Below are 15,582 nucleotides of genomic sequence, written 5' to 3'. Positions count from 1 at the left end.
CCTGAAAAAGAGACCGGGCCGTACGGCGCGGAAGCGCTCGTCGTACGGCCCGGAAGAGGAAGAACGGGCTTTCAGGCCCGGCCGACCAGCTCGAAGCCGGCCTCGTCGACCGCCGCGCGGACGGCCTCGTCGTCCAGCGGCGCGGCCGAGACGACGGTCACCTCGCCGGTCGCGGCGACGGCCTTCACCGAACCGACGCCGGCGATCTCGCCGATCTCACCCGACACGGCGCCCTCGCAGTGCCCGCAGGTCATGCCGGAGACCCGGTAGACGGTGGTGACGGAGCCGACCTGGACGTCGGCCGGGCCGGCGCTGTGGCAGGAACCGGCGGGCGAGCAGCAGGAGCCGGTCGTGGCGACGGCGGCTTCGGTCTCGGCGGTCATGGAGTTCTCCTCTTCGGGGCGGTACGGATCCATGGTGCACCAGAGGGCCACGGGAAGGCCGGGGCCCGCTGACAGGATCCACGTTATACCCCTAGGGGGTATTAATCCAGTAACCGCTCCACCTCCTCAGTCAGTCGTTCGCCCTGCGGCTCCGGTTCCCCGGGCGGCGCGCGACCCAGGTGCGGATGGTGTCGGCGTACCAGAAGGGCTTGCCGTTCTCGACCGTGTCGGGCGGGGGCAGCAGCCCGTGCTTGCGGTACGAGCGGACCGTGTCCGGCTGTACGCGGATGTGTGCGGCGATCTCCTTGTACGACCAGAGCCGTCGGTCGGTCATGGTGGGCACCTCCCTGCGTGCGCCGCAGCGGCGGTCTGACGGCCGTCGGGGGAGCTGGGCGCGGGCACTTGACGATCACTCAGCCTTTGCCTGTTGAACGACGGACAGTTGAGGCGGGGGTGTGGCTGTCGCGTCCCTGTGACGCAAGACCCGCGTAATGGAGACATGTGTGACGTGATGGGGACGCTTGTGACACGGGGGATGAAGGGGGCGACCGGGGAGGGGCCGGGGCGCGCGGGGGCACGCTCTGGGCGCACATAGCCGCAGGCGCACGCTCCCGACAGCGACAGCGACAGCGGCAGCGGCAGGGCAGCGACAGCGGCCGCTACAGCCCGGCCCCGTCGGCTACGCGTACAGCCCCGGCCGTTCCAGCGCGGGCTCGACCGCCACCCGCTCGCCCGAGCGCTGGGCCCGTACGCCCGCCTCGCAGACCACGGCCGCCATATAGCCGTCCCAGGTGCTCGGGCCCTCGACGCGGCCCTGCCGGGTGGCGTCCACCCACGCCTGCACCTCGCGGTCGTACGCGTCGGCGAAGCGGGCCGTGAAGTCCTGCGGGATCCCGCCGCCCCAGCGCCCGCCGGAGCGGACCACCGGGCCGGTCCCGGCGCCGGTCGAGGCGGCGCCGCGCTCGCAGACGGCCTCGCAGCGCACCTCGTACCCGAAGCCGCAGTTGACGAAGATCTCGACGTCGACGACCGCGCCGCCGGCCGTCTCGAACAGCACGAGCTGCGGGTCGCCCAGGCCTTCCGGGGCGTACGAGGAGGGGCGCGGGCGGAGCACCTGGACGGCGGTGAGCTCCTGGCCGAGCAGCCAGCGGGCCGCGTCGACCTCGTGGACCACGGAGTCGCGGATCAGCATCTCGGTGGTGAAGGACGAGGGGGAGGAGGCGTTGCGGTGGCGGCAGTGCAGGAACAGCGGGCGTCCGAGGCCGCCCTCGTCGAGCAGCGCCTTGAGGCGTACGTACTCCGCGTCGTACCGCCGCATGAACCCCACCTGCACCAGGCGGCGCCCGAGCCGGGTCTCGGCCTCCAGGACCCGCAGGGCTCCGCCCGGGTCCGGGGTGAGCGGCTTCTCGCACAGGACGGGCAGCCCGCGCCGGAACGCCTCCAGGAGCGCGGGCTCGTGGGCCGGGCCCGAGGAGGCGATCAGGACCGCGTCGACGCCCGGCGCGGCCATCGCGGCCACCGGGTCGGTATGGGCGGTGCAGCCGTCGATCGGGCCGGCGACGGCCTTGGCGCGCTCCGCGTCGATGTCGGCGACGGCGGCGACCCGGGCCCCGCCGGTCACGGTGGTGAGGCGGCGGACGTGGTCGGCGCCCATCTTGCCGGTGCCGATCACGGCGATCCCGAGCGGTGCGGAGGTCATGGCTCACGCCCCGCAGGAGCGCAGGAACGCGCGCGTGCGCGTGGCGATCGGCAGCGGCCGGTCCGGATCGCACGGGTACATGTCCTGCTCCACGATCGCGAAGAGGTCGACGTCGAGAGCCTGGGCGGCGGCCAGCACCGGTTCGAGCGCGGGCACCCCGGCGGGCGGTTCGCACATCACGCCCCGGGCCACGGCGGGCCCGAACGGCAGCTCCTCGGCGTGCACCTGGGCCAGGATGTCCGGGTCCACCTGCTTGAGGTGGAGGTAGCCGATCCGCTCCCCGTACGTCTCGATCAGCTTGACGCTGTCGCCGCCGCAGTAGGCGTAGTGCCCGGTGTCCAGACAGAGGCTCACCAGGTCGGGGTCGGTGGCGTCGAGGAAGCGGGCGACGTTCTCCTCGCCGTCGATATGGGTGTCGGCGTGCGGGTGCACGACGATCCGCAGCCCGTACCGTTCGCGCACCTCGCGGGCGAGCCGTTCGGTCTGCCCGGCGAGATCGCGCCACTGCGCGGCGGTGAGCGTCGCGCTCTCCAGGACCTCGCCGGTCTTGTCGTCGCGCCAGAACGCCGGGATGACGACGAGGTGCCCGGCGCCGGTCGCCCGGGTCAGCTCGGCCACGTCCGCGACGTGCTCCCAGGTCGTCTCCCACACCGCCGGGCCGTGGTGCAGCCCGGTGAAGACGGTCCCGGCCGACACGCGCAGGTTCCGGCGCGCGGTCTCGTCGGCGAGGCGCTGCGGGTCGGTGGGGAGATAGCCGTACGGTCCGAGTTCGATCCAGCCGTATCCGGCCCCGGCGACCTCGTCGAGGAAGCGGGACCAGGGGACCTGGCGGGGGTCGTCGGGAAACCAGACGCCCCAGGAGTCGGGGGCCGAGCCGATCCGGATGCGAGTCTTGGCCGTCGTCATGGGAGCCAGCCTTCCGGGGGCGCCGGAACGGTGTCAAGACTACGTCCGAATGTAAGGACAAAAGATTGACAGGGCCGGGCCGGGGCCGCTAGACCTGGATCCGCCGGGCCCTGGGGGTCGCCGATGAAGGGGGCGTGCATGGAGGCGGTTCCGTACGACGTGATCACCATGGGGCGGATCGGGGTGGACCTCTACCCGCTCCAGACCGGCGTGCCGCTCTCCCGGGTGACCTCGTTCGGCAAGTTCCTCGGCGGCTCGCCCTCCAACGTGGCGGTCGCGGCGGCCCGGCTCGGGCGCCACGCGGCCGTGATCACCGGCACCGGCGAGGACCCCTTCGGGGAGTATCTGCGCGCGGAGCTGGGCGGGTTCGGGGTCGACGCGCGCTGGGTGAAGAGCGTGCCGGGCCTGGCGACGCCGATCACCTTCTGCGAGATCTTCCCGCCGGACGACTTCCCGCTGTACTTCTACCGCGAGCCCAAGGCCCCCGACCTGGAGCTGTACGAGGCGGACCTCGACCTGGACGCGATCCGCGCGGCGCGGATCTTCTGGGTCACGGGCACCGGGCTGAGCGTCGAGCCGAGCCGGTCCACCACGCTGGCGGCGCTGGCCGCCCGCGCCCGCAGCGGCACCACGGTCTTCGACCTCGACTGGCGGCCGGCGTTTTGGACGGACACGGCCTGGGGCGATCAGACGGAGGCGCGGGCGTACTACCACGAGGCCCTGCGCCACGCGACCGTCGCCGTCGGCAACCTCGACGAGTGCCAAGTGGCCACCGGGGAGCGGGAGCCGCACGCCGCCGCCCGGGCGCTGCTCGCGCTGGGGGTGGAGCTCGCCGTCGTCAAACAGGGGCCCGACGGGGTGCTCGCCGTCCACCGGGACGGGAGCGCCGCCGAGGTGCCGCCCGTCCCCGTGGAGGTGGTCAACGGGCTCGGCGCCGGGGACGCGTTCGGCGGGGCGCTCTGCCACGGGCTGCTGGCGGGCTGGGACACCGAGCGGCTGATGCGGTACGCCAACGCCGCCGGCGCGATCGTCGCATCCCGGCTCGCCTGCTCCTCCGCCATGCCGTACCCGGCCGAGGTCGAGCGCGTACTGACGGGGGGACAGGCGTGAACATCCGCATCAGCCCCGGCGACCTCGCCCGGGTGCGCACCCGGAACCCCGAGGCCGTCGCCGAAGCCGCCGCCCGGCGTGAACGGCGTCCGCTCGTGCGGGGCGCCGGGCGGCTCCTGATCATCGCGGCCGACCACCCCGCCCGGGGCGCGCTGGGCGTCGGCGACGACGCCTTCGCCATGGCCGACCGTTCCGTACTGCTCGAACGGCTCTGCCTCGCGCTGTCCCGGCCCGGCGTCGACGGGGTGCTCGCCAGCGCGGACATCCTGGAGGACCTGCTGCTGCTCGGGGCCCTGGAGGACAAGGTCGTCATGGGGTCGATGAACCGGGGCGGGCTCGCCGGGGCCGCCTTCGAGCTCGACGACCGCTTCACCGGCCACCGCGCCCAGGACATCGCCCGGCTCGGCTTCGACGCGGGCAAGCTGCTGCTGCGGGTCGACTACGACGACCCCGGGTCGCTCAACACGCTGCACTCGGCGGCCCGCGCCATAGACGAGATGGCGGAGCGTCGACTCCCCGTCTTCGTGGAGCCGTTCATCTGTCACCGGCGCGACGGACGGCTGCGGAACGATCTCAGCGCGGACGCGGTGACGCGCTCGCTCGCCATCGCCTCCGGGCTGGCCGGGACCTCGGCGTACACCTGGCTGAAGGTGCCGGTCACCGAGAACCCGGACGACATGGCCCGGGTGATGGCGACCACCACGCTGCCCGCCGTGCTGCTCGGCGGGGACATCGGCAAGACCGTGGGAGAGCAGGAGGCGGCATACGAGAAGTGGCGCGGCGCGCTGCGACTGCCCACCGTGCAGGGGCTGGTGGCCGGGCGCACCCTGCTCTATCCGGCCGACGGCGACGTGGCGGGCGCGGTCGACACCGCCGCCGGGCTGCTGAGGGGGTAGGGAGGAGGCATGGACGAGCACAAGGACGAGCTGTTCGTACGGGCCGGAACCACCTCCCGCGAGGCGTACGCCCTCGACATCGGCCCCGAGCGGGCCGGCTGGGGCTACTCGGGGCTGCGCGTGCTGGAGCTGGCGCCGGGCGGGACGCACGCCTTCGCCACCGGCGACAGCGAGTGGATCCTGCTGCCCCTCAATGGTGGATGTACGGTACACGTAGAAGGCCGGACCATGGAACTGCTGGGCAGGGAGAGCGTGTTCGCCGGAGTCACCGACTTCGCGTACCTCCCGCGCGACGCCCACGCACAGATCGCCTCCGGCGCGGGAGGCCGGTTCGCCCTGGCAGGAGCGAGATGCGAGCGCCGACTCCCCGCTCGTCACGGCCCCGCGCCGGAGGTGCCCGTCGAACGGCGCGGTTCGGGCGTCAGCGCCCGCGAGGTCCGCAACTTCGCCGCCGCCGACGTCTTCGCGTGCGACCGGCTGATCGCCGTCGAGGTGATCACCCCGGGCGGCAACTGGTCCTCCTACCCGCCCCACAAGCACGACGAGCACGTCCCCGGGCAGGAGTCGGAGCTGGAGGAGATCTACTACTTCGAGTTCGCGGCCCCGCAGGGCTTCGGCTACCAGCGCGTCTCGCCCTCGCGCCCCGGCGGCGCCGACGTGCTCGCCGAGGTCCGCGCCGGTGACGCCGTCCTCGTCCCCGACGGCTGGCACGGCCCCTCCATCGCCGCGCCCGGGCACCCCATGTACTACCTGAACGTGATGGCGGGCCCGGGCGAGGAACGCGCGTGGCAGATCCGCTTCCACCCCGACCATGCGGAGGGCTACCGATGAGCGGTACGACCAGGCGCCTCACCACCGCGCAGGCGCTGCTCGCCTTCCTCTCCCGCCAGTACACGGCCCGCTCCGGCGCCGAGCAGCGTCTGATCACCGCCACCTGGGGCATCTTCGGCCACGGCAACGTCGCCGGGATCGGCCAGGCGTTCCTGGAACCCGGCAGCGACATGCCGTACCACCAGGGCCGCAACGAACAGGCCATGGTGCACGCGGCCGTCGGCTACGCCCGTCAGTCCGGCCGGCTCTCGGCGCACGCGGTGACCACCTCGATCGGCCCGGGCGCCACCAACCTCGTCACGGGCGCGGCCCTGGCCACCGTCAACCATCTGCCGGTCCTGCTGCTGCCCGGCGACGTCTTCGCCTCCCGCCCGGCCGATCCGGTCCTCCAGCAGCTCGAAGTCCCGTACGCGGGCGATGTCTCGGTCAACGACTGTCTGCGTCCGGTCTCGCGCTACTTCGACCGGATCACCCGGCCCGAGGCCCTGATCCCGGCCGCGCTCGCCGCGATGAGCGTGCTCGCGGACCCCGCCAGGACCGGCGCGGTCACGCTGGCGCTGCCGCAGGACGTGCAGGCGGAGGCGTACGACTGGCCCGAGGAGTTCTTCCGGCGGCGGGTGTGGCACGTGCGCGCCCAGGAGCCGGACCCGGTGGAGCTCGACGAGGCGGCCGCACTGCTGCGCGCCGCCCGCCGTCCACTGGTCGTCGCGGGCGGCGGTGTGCACCACGCCCGCGCCGAGGACGCCCTGCGCCGCTTCGCCGAGCGGACCGGCATCCCCGTCGCTTCCACCCAGGCGGGCAAGGGCTCGCTGCCGTACGACCACCCCTGCGACGTCGGCGGCATCGGCCACACCGGCACCGCCACGGCCGACGCGCTCGCCCGCGAGGCCGATGTCGTCCTCGGCGTCGGCACCCGCTGGACCGACTTCACCACCGCCTCCGCGACCCTCTTCCAGAACCCTTCCGTCCGGTTCATCGGGCTCAACGTGAACGGCGCCGACGCCCACAAGCTGGGCGCGCTCCAGCTCGTCGCGGACGCGCGCGCGGGCCTCGACGCGCTCGCGAAGGCCCTCGGCGAGCACTGCGTCGCACCCGCGTACACGACCGCCTACGGCGAGGCGAAGGCGGCCTGGGAGGACCGGGTGACCGCCGCGTACACGCCCGGAGACGAGGACGCCCGCCCCACCCAGGCCCAAGTCCTGGGCGCACTCGACACGTTGGTCAGCGGGGACGACATCCTGATCAACGCGGCGGGCTCGCTCCCCGGCGATCTGCACAAGCTCTGGCGGACCCGCTCGCGCGACCAGTACCACGTCGAGTACGGCTACTCCTGCATGGGATACGAGATCCCGGCGGCGATCGGGGTGGCGCTCGCCGCGCCCGGCCGCCCGGTGTGGGCGCTGGTCGGCGACGGCACGTATCTGATGAATCCCACCGAGATCGTCACGGCGGTGCAGGAGAACCTCCCGATCAAGGTGGTGATCCTGCAGAACCACGGGTACGCCTCGATCGGTGGCCTGTCCGCCTCGGTGGGCGGCGAGCGCTACGGCACCGCGTACCGCTTCAAGGCGCCCGACGGGACCTGTACGGGCGAGCCGCTGCCGGTGGACCTGGCAGCCAACGCGGCCTCCCTGGGGATGGCCGTGCTGCGCCCCAAGACCGTTCGTGACCTGCGCGAAGCCCTCGCGGCCGCACGTGCGGCGGACCGTCCTACATGTGTCTACGTCGAGACCGAAACGGCAGACACTGTGTCGGGCCCGCCCCCGGCACAGGCGTGGTGGGATGTTCCTGTGGCCGAGACCGCGACCCGCTCGTCGGCGGTCGAGGCGCGTGAGGAGTACGACCGGCAAGTCGCAGCCCGACGCCGCCATCTCTGAAGGAGCTATTCGTCATGACGAAGACCGTCAACCACTGGATCGGTGGTAAGCCCGTTGAGAGGGCTGCGGGCGCGTCCGGTACGTACGGCCCGGTCACCGATCCCGCCACCGGGGCCGTGACCACGCAGGTCGCCTTCGCCGACGTGGAGGAGGTGGACGCGGCGGTCGCCGCGGCCCGTGAGGCGTACGCGACCTGGGGCCAGTCTTCGCTGGCTCAACGTACGACGGTGCTGTTCAAGTTCCGCGCACTGCTGGACGCGAACCGCGACGCGATCGCGCAGCTGATCACCGCCGAGCACGGCAAGGTGCACTCGGACGCGCTCGGCGAGGTCGCGCGCGGCCTGGAGATCGTGGACCTGGCGTGCGGCATCAACGTGCAGCTCAAGGGCGAGCTGTCGACGCAGGTCGCCAGCCGCGTCGACGTCGCCTCGCTGCGCCAGCCGCTCGGTGTCGTCGCGGGCATCACGCCGTTCAACTTCCCGGCGATGGTGCCGATGTGGATGTTCCCGCTGGCCATCGCCTGCGGCAACACCTTCGTCCTCAAGCCGTCGGAGAAGGACCCCTCGGCGGCGATGAAGATCGCGGAGCTGCTCAGCGAGGCCGGGCTGCCCGACGGCGTCTTCAACGTCGTGCACGGCGACAAGGTGGCCGTCGACCGCCTCCTGGAGCACCCGGACGTTGCCGCCGTCTCCTTCGTCGGCTCCACCCCGATCGCCCGGTACATCCACACCACGGCCTCCGCCAACGGCAAGCGCGTCCAGGCCCTCGGCGGCGCCAAGAACCACATGCTGGTCCTGCCGGACGCCGACCTGGACGCCGCCGCCGACGCCGCCGTCTCGGCCGCGTACGGCTCGGCGGGCGAGCGCTGCATGGCCATCTCGGCGGTCGTCGCGGTGGGCGCCATCGGCGACGAGCTGGTGGCGAAGATCCGCGAGCGCGCCGAGAAGATCAAGATCGGCCCGGGTGACGACGCGGCCTCCGAGATGGGCCCGCTGATCACGGCCGCCCACCGCGACAAGGTCGCCTCCTACGTCACGGGCGCGGCGGCGCAGGGCTGCGAGGTCGTCCTGGACGGTTCGGCGTACACCTATGAGGGTGCGGGCTACGAGAACGGCCACTGGATCGGCCTCTCGCTGCTCGACAAGGTGCCGACGTCGGCCGACGCGTACAAGGACGAGATCTTCGGCCCGGTGCTGTGCGTGCTGCGCGTGGAGTCGTACGACGAGGGCCTGGCGCTCATCAACGCCTCGCCGTTCGGCAACGGCACTGCGATCTTCACCCGCGACGGCGGCGCGGCCCGCCGCTTCCAGCTGGAGGTCGAGGCCGGCATGGTCGGCGTCAATGTGCCGATCCCGGTGCCGGTGGGCTACCACTCCTTCGGCGGCTGGAAGGACTCGCTCTTCGGCGACCACCACATCTACGGCAACGACGGCACGCACTTCTACACCCGCGGCAAGGTCGTCACCACCCGCTGGCCGGACCCCTCCGACGCCCCCGCCGGCGTCGACCTGGGCTTCCCGCGCAACCACTGACACAGGACGCCACCGGCGTGCCGTACGGCCGCGAAGCCCCGCACGAAGGGGCTTCGCGGCCGTACGCGTTCCCGGCGGCAGCGCCCGCGCACACCGGCTGACGCACAGCGGTGACCGGGGGTAACCGGAAAGCGTGGCACGGGGTGCCAAGGTGTTCCGGTATTCGGAATTCGGCAAACTTTTTCGGCTGGTGGGGCTGCGGTTCCCGTACCGCTCGATCGCGCGCCTTTATTGCGCTCTTAACGCCGTATCAGTGCCGGAAGGGCATCGGGGCGACGAATTCCGTAGGTGAACAGCTATTGACCTGCGGATCGAGTGGAGATTGAAATGGCGGCCCGGGAGCGACCCACCACTCACCACCGGGGCCGGACGGGCCCCGCGAGCACCACCCGGAGGTCGATAGCGCTCCCCGCTCACACCCCCACCCGCCGATCGGACGCACATCGATGACCGAAACGCTCAGCCCGCCCCACGTCCTCTCCCCGGCCACGGGCGAAGCCCCCAAGAAGCTCAAGCGTTCCATCGGCGTCGTGGGCGGGACCCTGCTCACGCTCTCCTGCGTGACGCCCGCGTCGACCCTCTTCGTGGTCGTGCCCGACCTCTTCTCCAGCCTCGGCACCTACACCGCGCTGACCATCGCCATCGGCTCGCTGCTCTGTATCGGCGTCGCGTTCTGCTACTCGGAGCTGGGCACCCTCATCCCCAGCGCGGGCGGCGAGTACGCGATGGTCTCCACGCTCGCCGGACGGCTCGCGGGCTGGCTGGTCTTCGTCCTCTCACTGCTCGTGGTGATGATCGTCCCCCCGGTCATCGCCATGGGCACGGCCGACTACCTGGCCCCGCTCGTCCACATCCCGGCCCCCGTCGCCGGCGGCGGCGTGATGCTGCTCGCCACCCTCGCCGGACTGCTCGACCTGCGGGCCAACGCCTGGATCACCGGCATCTTCCTGGTACTCGAAGTCGTCGCCGCGGCCGTCGTCGCCGTGCTCGGCTTCTCCCACAGCCACCGCGGCGCCTCCTCCCTCGTCCACGGCACGGTCGCCGGGGACGGCGGTACGCACTCCACGGTCACCGCGATGATGGTCGTCTCCGGACTCGCCATCGCCCTCTTCATCACCCAGGGCTTCTCGACCGCCGTCTACCTCTCCGAGGAGCTGGAGCACCCGCGCCGCAACGTGGCCCGGACCGTGCTCGCCACCCTCGCCATCTCCACCGCCGTCATCCTCGTCCCCGTCGTCGCCATCACCCTGGGCGCCTCCGACCTCTCGGCGCTCACCTCCGGCGACATCAGCGGCATGGTCACCGCCTGGTCCAACTCGGCCGTCGGCACCTTCGTCAGCCTCTGCGTGGCCCTCGCCATCGTCAACGCGGGCATCGTGATGGTCATCCAGAACTCCCGCGTCCTGTTCGCCTCGGCCCGCGACAAGGCCTGGCCCGAGCCGGTCAACCGCGGTCTGTCCCGGCTCGGCCGGTTCGGCTCCCCGTGGGTCGCCACGCTCCTGGTCGGCGTCCCCGGCGCGGCCCTCTGCTTCGTCAACCTCGACACCCTGTACGGCGTCACCGGCGTGTCGGTCACCGGGATGTACCTGCTGGTCGCGGTCGCCGCCCTGCTCAGCCGCCGCGGCTCGCACCGCGAGACCGCCGCCTGGCGGATGCCGCTGTGGCCCGCGGTCCCGGTGGTCCTGATCGCCGTCCTCGCGTACATCCTCACCCAGCAGGAGACGCAGTACCTGCTGTGGACCGGCGGCATCACGGCCGTCGCCACCCTCTACTGGGCCTTCTACCTGCGCCCGCGCCGCGAGACGCGGTGGCTGGTGAGCATCCCCGAGGACGAGCAGGTCTGAGGCGCGGCCCGTGGCGGGGTCTGTCCGGATCCGGCGGTGATTCCGCGGGACGCGACGGGCGGGTCCCGCCTGGGGTTTGGGGTATGAAAGCCGTGCACACGCCTCTCGACCACGACTTCCACTGTTCCGAAATCCTGCGGCAGGCCGACGAGTTGAGGTCCCACCTGACCGGTGCGGAGCTCGCCGTCACCGTGCCGACCTGCCCCGACTGGACGTTGCGCGAGCTCGCCGTCCATGTCGGCGGCGCCCACCGCTGGGTCGCCGAGATCGTCCGTACGAAGGCCACCGCCGTCGTCCCCCAGGAGCGCGTGCCCGACTTCACCGGCCCGGAGAAGGACGAACCGGAGGCGCTGGACGCCTGGTTGGCGCAGGGTGCCGCACTCTGCGCGGACACCCTGCGCACGGCCGGGGCCGACCAGGCGGCGTGGACCTGGGCGGGCGGGGCGACCGCCGGGTTCTGGGCGCGTCGGATGACCCACGAGACGGTCGTCCACCGCGCGGACGCGGCCCTCACCGTGGGCGCGGAGTACCGGCTCGCGCCGGAGGTGGCCGCGGACACGATCGACGAGTGGCTGGAGCTCGTCACCTACGTCCAGGCCGCCAAGCCGGCCCCCGCCGCCGCCGAACTGCGCGGCCCCGGCCGCAGCATCCATCTGCACGCGACGGACGCGCCCGGCGCCGAGTGGCTGATCGAGCTCGGCGAGGACGGGGTGAGCCGGCGGCGCGGCCACGAGAAGGCCACGGTGGCGCTGCGCGGCCCGCTCACCGACGTCCTGAGCGTCTTCTGCCGGCGGCTGCCCGCCGACAGCCCCCGGGTCGAGGTCCTCGGCGGCGCCGAGCTCCTGGACTTCTGGCTCCAGCGGGCGTCGTTCGGCTGACGGGCGTACTCCCGGCGCGGTACGGCGAGGCCGTGCCGTACGCCGTGAGTACACCCGCGACCTCCACCTGGCGGCAGGCTCCGTTGTCGGACCCGGCGCTTACGGTGGAGGCATGAGATTGCGCAGACCTCGTGGGAGGGCGGCGGCCGGGGTGGCCGCCGCCCTCGCGGTGCTCGCCGGTGCCGGCGTGTGGACGGCCTCCGGCGCCGGCGGCACGCCCGCGGTGCACCAGGAGGACCGGGTGATGGAGATGCCCGGGGCGAAGATCGACACGTCGTACTTCACGGCGGGCGACGCGAAGAAGAAGCGCCCCGCCGTCCTCCTCGGCCACGGCTTCGGCGGCAGCAAGAGCGACGTCCGGGCCCAGGCGCAGGACCTCGCGCGCGACGGCTTCGCGGTGCTGACCTGGTCCGCGCGCGGCTTCGGCGACTCCACGGGCGAGATCGGCCTCAACGACCCGGCGTACGAGGTGAAGGACGTCTCGCGGCTCGTCGACTGGCTGGCCAGGCGCCCCGAGGTGAAGCTCGACGCGACGGGCGACCCGCGCGTGGGCGTCACCGGCGCGTCGTACGGGGGCGCGATCTCGCTCCTGGCCGCCGGGTACGACAAGCGGATCGACGCGATCGCGCCGCAGATCACCTACTGGAACCTGGCGGACGCGCTGTTCCCCGACGGGGTGTTCAAGAAGCTCTGGGCCGGGATCTTCTTCTCCACCGGCGGCGGCTGCAAGACCTTCGAGAAGCAGCTCTGCGACATGTACGAGAGGGTCGCGGTCAGCGGCAAGCCGGACGCGCAGGCGCGCGACCTGCTCGCGGCCCGCTCCCCGTCCGCCGTGGGCGACCGCATCAAGGTGCCCGCCCTGATCGTCCAGGGCCAGAGCGACTCCCTTTTCCCGCTCGGCCAGGCCGACGCCATGGCGCGGCGGATCCGCGCCAACGGCGCCCCGGTCGCGGTCGACTGGATCACCGGCGGCCACGACGGCGGCGACCGGGAGCCGGGCCGGGTCAACTCCCGTATCGCCTCCTGGTTCGACCACTATCTGAAGGGCGACGAGGACGCCTCCACCGGCCCCGCCTTCCGGGTCACCAGGACCGGCGGCATCAGCTCCACCGACGGCGCGGCCCAGCTGCGCGGCGCCACCAGCGGCCGCTACCCGGGCCTGACGGAGGGCACGCGCAAGGTGTTGCTCACCGGCCGCGAGCAGACCTTCGAGAACCCGGCGGGCGCCGCCCCGCCCGCCATCTCGGCCGTGCCCGGCGTCGGCGGCGGCCTCGCGGGCCTGTCCTCGCTCGGCGTGGGCGGCCTCTCCATCGACTTCCCCGGGCAGTACGCGCGCTTCGACTCCGAGCCGCTGAGGCCCGGCCTGCGCATCACCGGCTCGCCCACGGTCCGGCTGAAGGTCACCTCCGGCGGCGACGACGCGGTGCTCTTCGGCAAGGTGTACGACGTGAGCCCCGACGGCAAGCAGCAGGTGCTCCCGGCCCAACTGGTCGCGCCCGTCCGGGTGGAGGGCGCCAAGGAGGGCAAGGAGGTCGAGGTCACCCTGCCCGCCGTCGACCACAACGTGGAAGCGGGCCACCGGCTGCGCCTGGTGGTCGCCGCGACCGACCTCGGCTACGCCTCCCCGGTGGCGCCCGGCACGTACAAGGTCTCGCTCGTGGACGGCTCGCTGACCGTGCCGACCGCGCCCGGTGTGAAGACCGAGCCCGCCGGGGTGCCGTGGTGGGCCTGGGGCATGCCGCTCGCGGGCGCGGTGATCGCGCTCGGCCTGCTGGCCACCCGCCGCGCCACGGCGCCCGCCCCCGATTCGGAGCTGGCCGAAGTCCCGCTCCAGATCACCGGTCTGACCAAGAAGTACGCCAAGTCGACCGACCGGTACGCGGTCCGCGACCTCTCCTTCCGCGTGGAGAAGGGCCAGGTCCTGGGCCTGCTCGGGCCGAACGGTGCCGGCAAGACCACCACCCTGCGCATGCTGATGGGCCTCATCCGCCCCGACAGCGGCGAGGTCCGCGTCTTCGGCCACGCCATCCGGCCGGGCGCACCGGTCCTGCCCCGGGTCGGCGCCTTCGTCGAGGGCGCGGGCTTCCTGCCGCATCTGTCGGGCCGCGCCAACCTGGAGCTGTACTGGCAGGCCACCGGCCGCCCCGCCGAGGACTCCCATATGGCCGAGGCCCTGGAGATCGCGGGCCTGGGCGACGCGCTCTCGCGCGCGGTGCGGACGTACTCGCAGGGCATGCGCCAGCGCCTCGCCATCGCCCAGGCCATGCTCGGCCTGCCGGACCTGCTGATCCTCGACGAGCCGACCAACGGCCTCGACCCGCCGCAGATCCGCGAGATGCGGGACGTGATGATCCGTTACGCCCAGGGCGGCCGCACGGTCATCGTCTCCAGCCACCTCCTGTCCGAGGTGGAGCAGTCCTGTACGCATCTGGTGGTCATGGACCGGGGCCGGCTCATCCAGGCCGGCCCGGTCGCCGAGATCACCGGCGGGGGCGACACGCTCCTGGTCACCGTCGACGGCCCGGTCACCGAGGTGCTCGCCGACAAGGTGACCGCGCTGCCCGGCATCGGCGCGGCGACGCGCACCGACGAGGGCATGCTGGTGCGCCTGGAGGGCGCCACCGCCACGGAGCTGATCACCGAACTGGTCCGCCTCGACGTGCCGTTGACGGGCGTGGGCCCGCACCGCCGCCTGGAGGACGCGTTCCTGACCCTGATCGGAGGATCGGCATGAGTGCGACGGCGCACACCGGGGCCGAGGCCGCGCCGGACCTGCGGGCGACCGCCCCCGGCTACCGCCCGCGCCGCACCCTGCCCCTGCGGGTGGAGGCGGCGCGCCAGCTGCGGCGCCGCCGCACCCTGGTGATGGCAGGCATCCTCGCCGCGCTCCCGTTCATCCTGGTCACGGCCTTCGCGATCGGCGGCACGCCGTCCGGACGGGACGGCCGGATCACCCTGATCGACACGGCGACGGCCTCCGGGGCGAACTTCGCGGCGACCGCCCTGTTCGTCTCGGCGGGCTTCCTGCTGGTGGTGCCCGTTGCCCTGTTCTGCGGCGACACGGTCGCCTCGGAGGCCGGCTGGTCGTCCCTGCGCTATCTGCTGGCCGCGCCCGTGCCCCGGGCGCGCTTGCTGTGGAGCAAGCTGGCGGTGGCGCTCGGCCTGAGCGCGGCGGCGATCGTCCTGCTGCCGCTGGTGGCGCTCGCGGTGGGTACGGCGGCGTACGGCTGGGGCCCGCTGGAGATCCCGACCGGAGGCTCGCTCGGGGCCGGGGAGGCGGTACCGCGCCTGGCCATCGCCGTGGCGTTCGTCTTCGTCTCCCAACTGGTCACCGCCGGGCTGGCGTTCTGGCTGTCCACCAAGACGGACGCGCCGCTGGGCGCGGTCGGCGGTGCGGTGGGCCTGACGATCGTGGGCAACGTCCTGGACGCGATCACGGCCCTGGGCGACTGGCGTAACGCACTGCCCGCGCACTGGCAGTTCGCCTGGGCGGACGCGCTCCAGCCGCACCTGGAGTGGAGCGGCATGGCCCAGGGGGCGGGGGTGTCGGTGGGGTACGCGCTGGTACTGATGGCGCTGGCGTTCCGGGGCTTCGAGAAGAAGGACATCGTGTCGTAGGAGCCACT

13 protein-coding genes are annotated in these 15,582 nt (G+C 72.8%); 9 read left to right on the top strand and 4 right to left on the bottom strand.

What is annotated here, in order from left to right; genetic code table 11:
• Positions 1–71: 71 nt before the first annotated feature.
• The 4 genes from ACFWA7_RS09095 to ACFWA7_RS09080 form a co-directional block, all read right to left on the bottom strand.
• Positions 72–383 carry a heavy-metal-associated domain-containing protein gene (locus ACFWA7_RS09095; RefSeq protein WP_385540686.1) on the bottom strand — a complete coding sequence of 104 codons (312 nt, stop codon included), beginning with the start codon at positions 381–383 and terminating at the stop codon, positions 72–74.
• A 130-nt stretch (positions 384–513) separates the two neighbouring features.
• On the bottom strand, positions 514–717 hold the full coding sequence (locus ACFWA7_RS09090; RefSeq protein ID WP_101388375.1) for an AlpA family transcriptional regulator: 204 nt from the start codon (positions 715–717) through the stop codon (positions 514–516).
• 345 nt (positions 718–1,062) lie between these two features.
• Positions 1,063–2,082: a Gfo/Idh/MocA family protein gene (locus tag ACFWA7_RS09085; RefSeq protein WP_385821907.1), complete on the bottom strand. Its 1,020-nt coding sequence runs from the start codon at positions 2,080–2,082 to the stop codon at positions 1,063–1,065.
• Between the two features lie 3 nt (positions 2,083–2,085).
• Complete coding sequence (locus tag ACFWA7_RS09080; RefSeq protein WP_385821905.1) at positions 2,086–2,988, bottom strand: sugar phosphate isomerase/epimerase family protein; 903 nt, start codon at positions 2,986–2,988, stop codon at positions 2,086–2,088.
• A 138-nt stretch (positions 2,989–3,126) separates the two neighbouring features.
• Between ACFWA7_RS09080 and iolC the strand changes: the two genes are divergently transcribed.
• The 9 genes from iolC (at position 3,127) to ACFWA7_RS09035 (ending at position 15,574) form a co-directional block, all read left to right on the top strand.
• Positions 3,127–4,098, top strand: coding sequence for a 5-dehydro-2-deoxygluconokinase (gene iolC / locus ACFWA7_RS09075; RefSeq protein ID WP_385540692.1), 972 nt, complete (start codon positions 3,127–3,129; stop codon positions 4,096–4,098).
• Between the two features lie 2 nt (positions 4,099–4,100).
• Positions 4,101–4,994 (top strand): deoxyribose-phosphate aldolase, encoded by an 894-nt coding sequence (locus tag ACFWA7_RS09070; RefSeq protein ID WP_385540726.1) that lies wholly within the window; start codon positions 4,101–4,103, stop codon positions 4,992–4,994.
• A 9-nt stretch (positions 4,995–5,003) separates the two neighbouring features.
• Positions 5,004–5,825, top strand: a complete 822-nt coding sequence (gene iolB / locus ACFWA7_RS09065) for a 5-deoxy-glucuronate isomerase (RefSeq protein ID WP_385821903.1) — start codon at positions 5,004–5,006, stop codon at positions 5,823–5,825.
• Positions 5,822–7,702 (top strand): 3D-(3,5/4)-trihydroxycyclohexane-1,2-dione acylhydrolase (decyclizing), encoded by a 1,881-nt coding sequence (gene iolD, locus ACFWA7_RS09060; protein WP_385540696.1) that lies wholly within the window; start codon positions 5,822–5,824, stop codon positions 7,700–7,702. The genes iolB and iolD overlap by 4 nt, the downstream gene beginning before the upstream one ends.
• Positions 7,703–7,716: 14 nt before the next feature.
• Positions 7,717–9,234 (top strand): CoA-acylating methylmalonate-semialdehyde dehydrogenase, encoded by a 1,518-nt coding sequence (mmsA, locus tag ACFWA7_RS09055; protein WP_385821900.1) that lies wholly within the window; start codon positions 7,717–7,719, stop codon positions 9,232–9,234.
• Positions 9,235–9,680: 446 nt separating this feature from the next.
• Entirely contained in the window at positions 9,681–11,078 is a 1,398-nt protein-coding gene (locus ACFWA7_RS09050) for an APC family permease (protein ID WP_385540700.1), read from the top strand.
• 83 nt (positions 11,079–11,161) lie between these two features.
• A complete protein-coding gene (locus ACFWA7_RS09045) occupies positions 11,162–11,956 on the top strand; it encodes a maleylpyruvate isomerase family mycothiol-dependent enzyme (protein ID WP_385821898.1) in 795 nt (264 codons plus the stop codon).
• A gap of 112 nt (positions 11,957–12,068) precedes the next feature.
• Complete coding sequence (locus ACFWA7_RS09040; protein ID WP_385821896.1) at positions 12,069–14,690, top strand: alpha/beta fold hydrolase; 2,622 nt, start codon at positions 12,069–12,071, stop codon at positions 14,688–14,690.
• A complete protein-coding gene (locus tag ACFWA7_RS09035) occupies positions 14,687–15,574 on the top strand; it encodes an ABC transporter permease (RefSeq protein WP_385540706.1) in 888 nt (295 codons plus the stop codon). The genes ACFWA7_RS09040 and ACFWA7_RS09035 overlap by 4 nt, the downstream gene beginning before the upstream one ends.
• The last annotated feature ends 8 nt before the right edge of the window (positions 15,575–15,582 follow it).

The organism is Streptomyces sp. NPDC059994 (assembly GCF_042737755.1).
GTDB lineage: Bacteria > Actinomycetota > Actinomycetes > Streptomycetales > Streptomycetaceae > Streptomyces.
This window is presented reverse-complemented; position numbering and strand designations above follow the sequence as displayed.